A 12,007-nucleotide genomic window follows, 5' to 3' on the forward strand; every position below is an offset into this window, starting at 1 on the left:
TGTGGGCTTCAAATGGATCTGAACAGCTGAAAAAGCGCTAAGGCCAGAATTTCGACGAAGCTCATTGCCTAATAGTATGATAATCGAAGTTTATAGAACCACTGATCAACAATTAGTAGCAGGATATTTTGATCGTAACTGGCAAGCGTAAATCTTGGATAGAAATTTAAACAGCTTTAGTAGCATCGGTAAATGAATAAATACAGTCTGATAATTTGCTTCGTCTTTTTTTTGGGACAATGTGTTCTCGGCATCGATCTTTCGAGATATAGGTTTCATTTGATGCCCGAAACTTCCTATTATGGCGGTATACAAAGCATCGCAAAAGATAGTTTAGGGCGTATTTGGTACACAGGACCCGATGCGCTCTTCATGTACGATGGCAATAGTTTTTATCAGTTAAATGATATCGTCTCTTCGATCAAACCAGCGCAAAAATGGGGCTATGGTTCTTTAATTCGGGATAAAAATGGAAATCTGTTTCTAGCTTCGGGGCAAGGCTTATTAAAATTCGATTACGAACGGTTTTCTTTTCATGTCGTGGTTCCCGGAATGATCCGTTCGCTTTGTGTACATAGCGATGGTCAGGTTTACATGCTATCAAACAATAGCATACTACGCTATAATCCGCAAAATAAACAGACAGAAAGCTTTTTATTGCCGAAAAACAAGTATTTCCAAAATATATTGAGTGCTAAAGATCAGGTGTTTCTAAGCCAAGGCGCTGTCGTGTATCAAGTTGAAATGGCAAAAAAACGCCTAATACAGTTTGCGGATTTTGGTAGTACGACAAATCAGGTGAACGATGCGATCGCGTACAGGGGGGTATATTACTTTTTAACACAACGAGGGGGAATCCATGTAACAGATTTAACAGGTACCTTAAAACAGAAGATACCAGTAAGCGTTATGGGAAATTCATCCGTGTTAACCAAAAAATTATATTTGGACCAAACCGGGGTGATCTGGGTGGCTACGCAAGCTGGACTGTATCTTTATGATCCATCCAATGAAAGCAGCAGCACCTTGCAAATGAACTTGAACGATGCTTATTCATTACCGAATAACTCGATATGGACAATTTATCCAGACCCGGACCAAGGGGCCTGGATAGGTACTTACGGGGGTAAAATAGCTTATTGCTCGCTTTACGATTCCCGAGTACGTTACTTCAAGCCCAGTCCAGGGGGGCTCAATCACCCCATAGTCAGTAGTTTTCAGGAAGATCATCTGGAAAATATATGGATCGGTACCGAGGGGGGGAGCCTGAATTACTGGAATAGAAAAAGAGATCAGTTTAACCCTCCAGAAAATTCGCAGGGTAGTTCGTCGAGTCCCCATATGATTAAACGCCTGAAATTTGATCGAATGAGCAAAAAACTGTTGATTTCAGCCTATAACGGCGGTATCGGCAGTTATGATGTGGACAATCAGCATTTCAGCAGTTTCAATTTCCGCTCTCCGGAGAGCCAGCAACCACTCACCGTTTATGATTTTGTAAACGATAAGGAAGGCACCTGGTGGATGACAGACCCCGATAAATCATTTTTATATCGAAAGAAGCCCCTAGGTCCTATAGAGATGGTGAGCATACTTGATGCGCAGGGCAAAAAATTGAACCTCGAAGTCGAAGCATTGTATGTGAATAACCAAGATCAGCTCTGTTTAATTAGCCATCAAGGATTTTTTGTTGTAAATCCCCATACGTTAAAGATATTGAAGCACTACGTGCTCAAAGATGCTTCCTATTCAGCAAATTACCTGTGTAGTTATACAGTGACTTCAAATGGCGAAGTATGGTTGGGAACATTGGGTAAAGGCGTAAATGTACTCAAAAGAGATGGGACATATGTCAACTATAGTGTAAGAAACGGATTCCCGGCAAAAATGGTATTTGGCATATTAGAAGATGTTGCCACGAAAAATATCTGGTTAAGTACCAGTGATGGTCTTTTTTGTTTCAATTGGAAATCCAGTAAATTTGAGAAAGCGAGATTTTATCAGGAAAATAACATTGGTTCATTTTATATTCATGCCGCTTACAAAACTTCCAGGGGTGAAATGCTGTTTGGTGGTACCAATGGATTTCTACTTTTCGATCCAGCGTACCTCAATAAAAATCTTCAAAAACCGAAAGTTTTTTTTACAGGATTTCTGGTCAACAATAAACTCGTGAAACCAGCGGATGGCTCATCAGTTTTAACGAAAGACATTGGTAGTCTTTCCAATCGAAAAGAAGACAAGATAAGGCTCTCCAGTAGCCAGTCTAATGTAGAAATTAAGTTTTCTGCAAATAGTTATTTATCCGCAGAGAAGAACCAGTTCGCTTACCGGATGTTGGGGCTTGGTGAAGACTGGCAAATCAGTCATGCCAATCAGAAATCTGTACAGTTTCTCAACCTTCCGGGCGGAGATTATACCTTCGAAATCAAGGCTTCCAATAATGATGGGCTATGGGGCGATCAAATATCACGATTATATATCCATGTCGATCCACCATTTTTCTTGTCCTGGTGGGCATATTGCTGCTATGCAGCACTTTTTTCTGCTCTGCTCTTTTTCATAATGAGATATTACAGCAATAAAAGAGTGTTTAAAGAGCGATTAGCACTCGAGCGTTTAAAAGAACAGAATATGCAAGAGCTGAACCAGGCGCGTACCGACTTCTTTACCAATATCTCACACGATTTAAAAACACCGCTAACCTTGGTTTTACAGCCGCTTAAGCAACTCAAAGATACTATTGTATCCAACGATACTGCTTTGGTATACATGGATTTAATAGAGAAAAATGTATCCAGAATACAGCGGATGATTAGCCAATTGCTGCGCTTTCGCGAAATAGAAAGCCAAAAAATTACGCTCAATCCGCAGGTTGGTGATTTTATCAATTTTGTTAGGGATATATTTGGCCTGTTTGAGCTCTATGCCAATAAAAAAGGTGTTGAAACCAATATTTCCGCATACAAGGACAATTTATATGTTGCCTTTGATTACGATGTTATCGAAAAAATATTGACTAATCTGTTCTCCAATGCCCTAAAATATACACCAGATAATGGGTATGTGGGCGTACGTATCTATAGTGCAACAGCAGAAGAAAAAGAACGGTTTCTTTCGTTAAATCCGACGGAAGTCGAATACATCTCCATTGAAGTTATAAATACCGGTGATTGTTTTTCTGAAGAACAGATCGCGACGCTTTACACTTCTTTTAACCGCTTATCTTCTCATAGGCCAACTTTTGAAGAAAGTTCAGGACTTGGACTTGCTATTGTGAAAGAACTGGTAGATGTGCTTGAGGGTAAAATATGGATGGTCAATAAGACCGATAAAATTTCATTTACCATTTCACTACCGTTAAGGAAACAGGCCGGGGCAGGCGACATGCAGCCTAATGTGTATGATTACACCGTTTCTGAAATCGACGATATTATCACGCAGGATACTGCAGCCCCAGAAACAGGATCGATCCCTATAAAAAAGACAGATAATATCCTGCTCATTGAAGATGACCAACAGCTGCGAGTCTATCTGGAGCAGCGTCTGGCCGAAAAATATAATGTGTACACGGCGAGTGACGGGGAAGAGGGCTTAATTAAAGCCGAAAAAATTTATCCGCAACTTATTATTACCGATTTGATCATGCCAAATCGCAATGGCTTGGAAGTATGCCGTAGCCTTAGACAAAATTTTAAAACTAGCCATATTCCTATTATTATGATTTCGGGTACGGGAGATGACAACCAGCATAAAATAAAAGCATTGGAATATGGCGCCAATGTGTTTATTGATAAGCCGTTTCATGTCGACTATTTGTTGCAACAGACGGAAACCATTCTAAGAAATCAGCGGGAACTAAAAGAAAAATACAGCAAACACGTTCAGGTAGATCCCTCCAATGTAACCGTCACCTCCATGGACGAGGAACTGCTGATTAAGGCCATTCAGGTCATTGAAGAAAATATTGACAATGCCAGTTATTCCGTGGAAGATTTTGTGGCTGATATGAACGTCGGCAGAACCATCCTTTATCAAAAAATACATGATATTGTGGGAATGTCCATCAAAGAATTTATTTTGAATATGCGGCTGAAAAGAAGTGCTTATCTATTAGAAAAATCGGATTTGACGATAGCGGAAGTTGCTTACCAAACCGGGTTTAACAATGCCAAATACTTTAGCGTCTGTTTCAAAAAACAGTTTGAACTGAGCCCTTCAGAGTTTAAGAAAAAGGTTTCCAGTGGAAAGAAATAAGAATACAGCCAATAGTTGACCGATATACCCTTTCAGATAGGTGAAAGGCAATTCTATATTTTTGAAATCCTAATGATCATGAAAATGACAATTTTTATAAAAACGCTTCTGCTTACATATTGCTTTTGCTTGTTTAACGTGATTTTTCTGACAGCGGCTGTCGCCCAAAAGGTAGATGAGACTTCTATCAGCCCCAATAAATACAAAAGTGGTTCCCAGTCAGAACGTATACAAAAAGCCATAAATGAAGCAAAAAAGTCGACTGGGAAAGTTGTGATCCCTAAATACGATGCGGTAACGAAAAAAAGTGTCTGGCTCATTGATCAGGCCATTTTGCTTCCCGGCGATTTTGAACTTGAATTGAATAACTGTACCATTAAGCTATCGGATAAATGCCGGGATAATTTTATTCGTTCGGCAAATTCAGGGCTGGCAATTAAAGATATAGCACCCGCAAAGAATATCCGGATTATTGGAAAAGGAAATGTTTTTTTAGAAGGAGCTGATCATCCCAGAGCTACCGGTGACCATAATAAAATCTTGTCCTTAAATCCCCGCGGATTTGGACAATCTTATGGTACCGATGCAGGTAAGCCCGGAGAGAACCAGAAAGGTGGATGGCGTAACCACGCCATTATATTGGCTTACATTGATGTGTTTGAGGTTAGCGGCATAACATTAAAGGATTATCATGGACACGGCCTGGTATTGGAGCGCTGTACAAACGGTAAGGTAAGCGATATTACTTTTAACGTAAGGCAGGCAGTAACCGTTGATGGAGTAGACAAACAGATTTTGAACCAAGACGGCATGGGCATACGTTTTGGCTGTAAAAATATTATTATTGCGAATTGCAAAGGTAAAAGCGGTGACGACTTTATTAATATCGGGTTGACAGATACCGGAGTGGGAGCGGGTGAAGAAAATGTAAATGTGGTAAGTGGTTCGATTTATAGGGGCGAAATCGACAACATCTCAACTATTTATCTCCAGAACTGGCAGGACTTCTATTCAATTTCACACCGATCCATACGGATTATGCCTGTAGGTAAACTCCGTATAAGTCATGTTTTTATCGAGAATATGGTCATCAGTCCGCTAGCACAACAAGGTTTGGTGGTCGAGTATGGCGAGCATGTGCAGGGTTTATTTGTACGAAATTTAATCAGTCATCAACCTATAAAAGCCAAAGGTATCTCCCAGGCCAGTTTCCGCGATATCATTTATAAAGGTCGGGGTGAAGCTATCGATGTGCAACCAAGCGATACTGTTATCTTAGATCAAATAATGCGTATAAAAAACGAATAATAAAGCGCTCCTAACCTCCATTTTACAGCGAAAAACACATGTTTTTGCCTTTTGTACAAAATCAAACCATTTTCGTACAAAAACGAACCCTACGAATTGGTGATGATTATAGTTTTGTCTTAACCAATTTTAAAAAAGCAAAATATGTGTATGAAAATTCCTCCCGACCAGGTGATTAGGCTCACGCAGGGTAATCCGAACTTTACAAAAATCGATAGCAAGGCGCAACGGAATTTTAGGTTTCGTCAATAAGAACGAAAACGAAGTCTTGCCCTCGGCATTGCGCATGCATTTGCAGCAATGAGATATTATGTATCACAAAATTTAAATTAAAATCCAAGCCTATTGAAGCAGACCTATTTTAAACTCATATTCTTTACGAGAAAGGGAAAGTAAAGAACGCAAGTAAATTTTAAACTAACCATTATAAATCAATGATACAAAAGATACATATCTGGCTCAGGAGCTGGATAATGAGTGCTACCCTATCGGTAGTGGCGACTAATTATGCTTATTCGCAAGCAACAGATCAACTAAATGTCAAAGGTCAGGTCACCAATGATGCAGGAGAAGGACTTAAGGGTGTTTCAGTCATGATTAAAGGGGCGAAAACCGGTGTTCAGACAGATGCAAATGGCCGTTATACCATTCTGGCGCCACGCACGGCTACGCTACTTTTTACCTACATCGGTTTCAATAACCAGGAATTAAAAGTCAATCCATCAGGAATCATCAATGTGAAGATGTCAGGAAATAATGTACTGGATCAGGTTGTGGTTGTAGGGTATGGTACAGCCAAGAAGAAAGATTTAACGGGAGGTTTGGCCGTGGTTGGAAAAGAGCAGTTAAGCATGGTATCTACCTCAAACCTGATGGATCGCTTGGTGGGACAGGTTGCCGGTTTCTCTATTACGACCGGCGAGGCTGCGCCGGGAGCATCACAGACCCTGTTGATACGGGGTGAAAATTCGATATCGGCCAACAATAGTCCATTGATTATTTTGGATGGTATTCCCTACAGCGGATCCCTGGCAGATATCGATCCCAACAACGTCGAAAACCTTTCGATCTTAAAAGATGCTTCAGCTTCGGCCATCTACGGCTCGCGTGCGGCCAATGGGGTTATTCTGATACAAACCAAAAGGGGGGCGCTGGGTAGAGCTCAGGTAAACTATAAAGGTTTGATCGGTATGGCCGAGCCTATGCAACGCATCAATGTTATGGGACCAAATGAGTATATCCGCTTTCAACAAGATATTGCCCGAATTAGGCAGGGCTATACTGGAGCTCTATTAGATCCTATCGCCGGGGATATTATTAGCGTAACAGAGCGCGGTAATTATGCGAAAGGTATTACGAACAATTGGCAGGATTACGTCTTTCGAAAAGCCATGACCATGGATCATCAGCTGAGCATTTCCGGTGGTACAGAGAATACAAAATATATGGCTGCCCTTGCAGCTTTGGACCAAGAGGGTGTGGTATACAATTCTAAGTTGTCCCGTTTAAATATTACCACAAATGTGGATCAGACTTTTAATAAATGGTTAACCACGGGTGTTGGCCTGCAATATACCCGGAAAAGCGACGGTGGTATTACGCCAAATTTGGAACATGCCATAAAACAAAGTCCTTATGGGAGCTATAAAGACGAATCGGGGAAGTATGTGCCCGAGCCCATGGAGTATTCATTGATTGTCAATCCGATGCGTAACGTCAATGCGATTCAGGATAGGTATAATAACAACTTCTTTCTTTCTGGCTATGCCAATATTTTGCTGCCGGTAGAGGGTCTTTCCTTACGATCAAATTTTGGTTATAATTATCGGAACGGATTTACCGGAACCTATTACGGGCGCAATACTTTTGAAGGCAGGGATCAGGGTACGCAGGCCGGAGGTAGTGCTTCCATTAACAATTCCAATTATAACGATTATACCTGGGAGAACCTGCTCAAATACGAGCGGCAGATCGGCGATCATCGTTTTGATGTGACGGGTTTATTCAGTATGCAAAAAACGAAAAGCTGGTCAACAGCCCAGAGCGGTGCAGGTTTTGTAACCGACGATACCGAATACTTTATGATCGGTTCGGCCAGCCGTCTTGTTTCCAACAGCGCTTCCTTATCGGAATCTGCGATGCTGTCATACATGGGCAGAATAAATTATGCCTACAAAGGCAAGTATCTATTGACCCTGACAGGACGTACAGATGGAGCGTCTGTATTTGGTGTCAACAATAAATACGCATTTTTTCCTGTCGCAGCGGCGGCGTGGCAAATCGGGGAGGAAAGCTTCTTAAAAGATCATGTAACATGGCTGGATATGCTGAAAATCCGCCTTTCTTATGGTGCCAACGGTAACCAGGCGATTACACCATACCGCACGTTAGACCGCTTATACTCCAATGTAAAATATATCTGGGGCGATGATGGTACTGCCGTTACGACAGCCTATTTGGCCGGTGATGGTGTGGGGAACCCTAATCTGAAATGGGAAACCACCTATTCGACCAACCTGGGGCTGGACTTTCAGTTATTTAATAACAGATTGGGAGGAACTATCGATGCCTATCTCTCTAAAACGAAAGATTTACTGATGACCCGCACTGTACCTATCATGAACGGGTATAACCGGATTTGGGACAATATCGGCGCCACCCAAAATAAAGGTATTGAAGTCACCTTAAACTCGACGAACGTGAAAGGAGAAAATTTTCAATGGAATACGACCGCTGTGTTTTCCTTAAACCGAGACAAAATTGTCGAGTTGAGAGGGGACGGTATCGATGATATTGCCAACAACTGGTTTATTGGTAAGCCATTACGAGTATTCTACGATTATAAAATGATCGGTGTATGGCAAAATGGGGAAACCATTACTGTGGATGGGGCAGCACCCGGAGCTGCCAAGCTGTACGACCGCGATGATAACGGCAAGATAGAAGCGAGTGACAGGGTGGTCATCGGATCTAAAAATCCACGCTATACAGCATCTTTAGCCAATCGGTTTTCTTACAAAAATTTTTATGCATCTGCGTTGGTTACCGGGGTTTTTGATGTATGGCGCGATGATCATATGGCCAATCTTGGGGCCTGGACTTTCGGGATTACCAACTATGTACACGATGCCAATTATTGGACACCGGAGAATCCCAATGCGACGATTGTTTCACCCGGTTATCTCAATCCATTAGGGCACGGGTACTATAAAAAGGTGAGCTACGTGCAGGTGAAGAACATCACTTTTGGCTATAAATTACCACACAAAATTGCTAAAAAGGTAGGTGTAAATGGTATTGATATAAACGCTAGCGTGAACAATCTGAATACTATTTCTAATATCAGAGAGGTACTCAATTACGACAACACCTGGATGGCCTCCTATCCGACGGCACGTTCGTACATGTTTGGCTTAAATGTAAACTTCTAATCGAATGGACATGAAAATGAAAAATATTATCACAACAAGTTTGGGACTTATCGTATTGTTTACCTTAGGAGGCTGTAAGAAGTTTCTGGAGGAAGAACTGAAAACTGAGCTGGCCCCCTCAAATACCTATACCAGCACCTACGGTTTCGAGGTGGGGAGTGCTGGTTTGTATGCACTCACACGTTCAGAATACAATACTTATGGCGAAGGGGGCGCCTTCATCCATAATGGTGCCTGCCCATACGAAGCCTTACAGGTATCTACGGATATTGCCGATGCCATTAATAGCGATGGCTCATTGACTGCTTTTGCCAATCTGACATTGACTGCCTCCGAGCGTTTTGTAGGAACCTACTGGAACTGGGCTTATAATCTTATTTCATCGGCAAACCTCATGTTGGTTTATTCCGAAAAAAACACCAATTGGGACACGCCGGAAGATAAAGCACGCTTCCAGGCCGAAGCCCGTTTTTTTCGGGCTTATGCTTACCGTACTCTGGTTTATCTCTATGGCGATGTACCCTATGTGGAAACTATTCTGTATGATTTTCAGCTTAATTTTACCCGTACACCAAAGGCCGAAGTCATCGGCCACATGGTAGACGACCTGAAGTTTGCGGTGGATAACCTGCCTACAAATCCGGACGACGTCAAAGAAGGGAAGTTGACCAAATGGGCCGCAAGTCATTTGCTGAGCGAAATCTACCTGTTGCAGGGCAATCATGCCGAAGCAGAAAAGGCAGCATTGGCGGTCATCAATAGTGGTTATTATAACCTGATGAAAAACAGATACGGCGTAAATGGCAGCAAACCGGGCGATGTATTTAGCGATTTATTTCTGGAAAATAACCAAAATAGAAAAAGTGGCAATAAAGAAAGTATCTGGGTATTGCAGTTCCAGTTTAATACCATTGGCGGCGGTACCAATTCGGATGACTGGACCCGTAGGGCTTGGATACCGAACTATTCGACGATTACGGGATTTGTTTTGGCCGACACATTGGGTGGTCGTGGTATTGCCCAATTAGTGCCTATGAAGTGGTGGGTAGGTACCACAGGTACCAATGCTACAGGCAATGTCGCTGGTATTTTCGAAGTAAATGATATCCGTAATTCAGGATATAACATTAAACGCAACTGGTATTACAACAATGCGAACGAGGCTTCACTATATGGCAAAAAAGCTAATATTACCGAGCAGACCTGGTTTACGACAAAAAGCTTATTTCCGGCGATTACAAAATTCTTTTACGGGCGTACCGAAAATTTAAGTTTGACCGGTAGTTATAAAGACCGTATGAAATTCCGTTTAGCCGAAACTTATCTGTTGCTTGCGGAAGCCTATCTGGGACAAAATATGCCGGATAAAGCTGCCCAAGCCGTCAATGAGGTGCGGAAAAGGGCAGGAGCGTCCGAAATTACGGGCGCTCAGATGAATATGGATTTCCTGCTCGATGAGCGTATCCGCGAATTAGTTGGTGAAGAAAGCAGAAGGTTTACCCTCGTGCGTACCAATACTTTGGTGGAGCGGGTCAAAAAATATAATAATGCGATAAAGGATAAAATCACGGACAACAATATCCTGTGGCCTATTCCACAGGTAATCAGGGATGCCAATACAGGTGCACCGTTCCCGCAGAATCCGGGTTATAATTAATGTTTATGGGAGGCTGTCCGAATCCTGATCGTATTTTCGGCAGCTTTCCACCTGATGAAAAAAGTAGTTGTGCGAGTCAAACGTATGATTCTATCCAAAATATTAGCAAAAATATAAATCAATGAAAATTATCAATTATTTATACAAAACCTTATTTCTCTTATGCATGGTGCTTTGCCAGTTATCCTGCAAACAGGAAATTCAGGATATACCCAAAGTCAATGAAACGATGGAGCTTCAGCCTTCGTCGGAAAACATTACGCTGGACGAGATCAATTTGACCAAAGATATTGTCACATTTAACTGGAAGCCGGCTAGGGTACAATCAGATGATCATTTGGTCAGCTACAGTACGATGCTGGATGTGGTGGGAAACAATTTTGGTACTGGTACAGCGATATTCAACTATGAAGACGATAACGTATTTAGTAGAAGCTTTACCTCTGAGCAATTACAAAATTGGGCAAATGAAAAGTGGGGCATACCCGCAAATAAGAGCTTTACACTGGAATTTAGAGTCGTTGCACAATGGGAGGGGGGCGCTACTTTTGAGGCACCCGAAGTACGGACCGTAAGAATTACAGTAAACCCCATCAAAACGGTTGTTTTTGATGCCGATAGAGTGTTTTTAAGCGGAAGTGCCGTTGGCGGGAGCAAGGTGGAGATGCCAAAAACATTGGAAAATCTGGATCAGTATGCTTATGTATTGAATTTACAGCCTGGTGAACTCGAAATCCCGGTCGAATTTAACGGTGAAACCAATTATGTCGTAACCGCCGATGGAAGCGGTGAGCTAAACGATGGAAATGCCGTTGGCATTAAAATGAGAGAAAATGTGTTCTCCTGGAAAATAGCAACTGCGGGCGAGTATCGCGTTGTGGTTAATATGCAAAAAGCGACCGCAACCATTTATTCGCCAGCGAAAGCACTTGCTCCTAAAATCGTGACATGGACAGGAGACCAGCTTTATACGACTACCGTAACCGATTTATGGATGCACGGAAGCATTAATGGCTGGGGAACTCCGGTGAAGATGGATTGTCAGGTAAGTTTGGCGGATCCGCAGGTTTTAGTCTATACCGGCGGTAAAGTCGGGACCACGAAGTTTATCGTAACCGGAGATAACAGTAATAACAAAAATCTGGCTTATGCTTTTAGTGCTCCGCCTACAACTGCAGGTGTGGCTCAGACCCTGACGCTTACCTTAGGAAAAGTAGCAGAATTGGGCGGCGGTACCGTCGGCGCCAACCGCAATTCTTATTTCACCATTCCGGCGACGACCAATGTGCTGATTTTTGATTTAAGGAACATGACAATTCTGGCGTTAAAACGGTAAGCCGTCGTATAAAAGCGC

5 protein-coding genes are annotated in these 12,007 nt (G+C 42.2%); all 5 read left to right on the forward strand.

What is annotated here, in order from left to right; translation table 11 throughout:
* Window positions 1–282: 282 nt before the first annotated feature.
* The 5 genes from ACLCDV_RS05985 (at window position 283) to ACLCDV_RS06005 (ending at window position 11,989) form a co-directional block, all read left to right on the forward strand.
* Window positions 283–4,257, forward strand: coding sequence for a response regulator (locus tag ACLCDV_RS05985; protein ID WP_411973136.1), 3,975 nt, complete (start codon window positions 283–285; stop codon window positions 4,255–4,257).
* Window positions 4,258–4,395: 138 nt separating this feature from the next.
* Window positions 4,396–5,565 carry a glycosyl hydrolase family 28 protein gene (locus tag ACLCDV_RS05990; protein ID WP_411973137.1) on the forward strand — a complete coding sequence of 390 codons (1,170 nt, stop codon included), beginning with the start codon at window positions 4,396–4,398 and terminating at the stop codon, window positions 5,563–5,565.
* A 434-nt stretch (window positions 5,566–5,999) separates the two neighbouring features.
* A complete protein-coding gene (locus ACLCDV_RS05995; protein WP_411973138.1) occupies window positions 6,000–8,996 on the forward strand; it encodes a SusC/RagA family TonB-linked outer membrane protein in 2,997 nt (998 codons plus the stop codon).
* Between the two features lie 16 nt (window positions 8,997–9,012).
* Window positions 9,013–10,653, forward strand: coding sequence for a RagB/SusD family nutrient uptake outer membrane protein (locus ACLCDV_RS06000; protein WP_411973139.1), 1,641 nt, complete (start codon window positions 9,013–9,015; stop codon window positions 10,651–10,653).
* Between the two features lie 121 nt (window positions 10,654–10,774).
* On the forward strand, window positions 10,775–11,989 hold the full coding sequence (locus tag ACLCDV_RS06005) for a SusE domain-containing protein (RefSeq protein ID WP_411973140.1): 1,215 nt from the start codon (window positions 10,775–10,777) through the stop codon (window positions 11,987–11,989).
* Window positions 11,990–12,007: the final 18 nt, after the last annotated feature.

Origin of the sequence: Sphingobacterium sp. Lzh-3, from assembly GCF_046764375.1 — a bacterium.
In the GTDB taxonomy this organism is placed as follows: Bacteria; Bacteroidota; Bacteroidia; order Sphingobacteriales; family Sphingobacteriaceae; genus Sphingobacterium.

Coding starts and splice junctions, on each gene's coding strand:
- ACLCDV_RS05985 (WP_411973136.1), top strand. CDS start 283: ATGCCCGAAACTTCCTATTATGGCGGTATACAAAGCATCGCAAAAGAT.
- ACLCDV_RS05995 (WP_411973138.1), top strand. CDS start 6,000: ATGATACAAAAGATACATATCTGGCTCAGGAGCTGGATAATGAGTGCT.
- ACLCDV_RS06000 (WP_411973139.1), top strand. CDS start 9,013: ATGAAAAATATTATCACAACAAGTTTGGGACTTATCGTATTGTTTACC.
- ACLCDV_RS06005 (WP_411973140.1), top strand. CDS start 10,775: ATGAAAATTATCAATTATTTATACAAAACCTTATTTCTCTTATGCATG.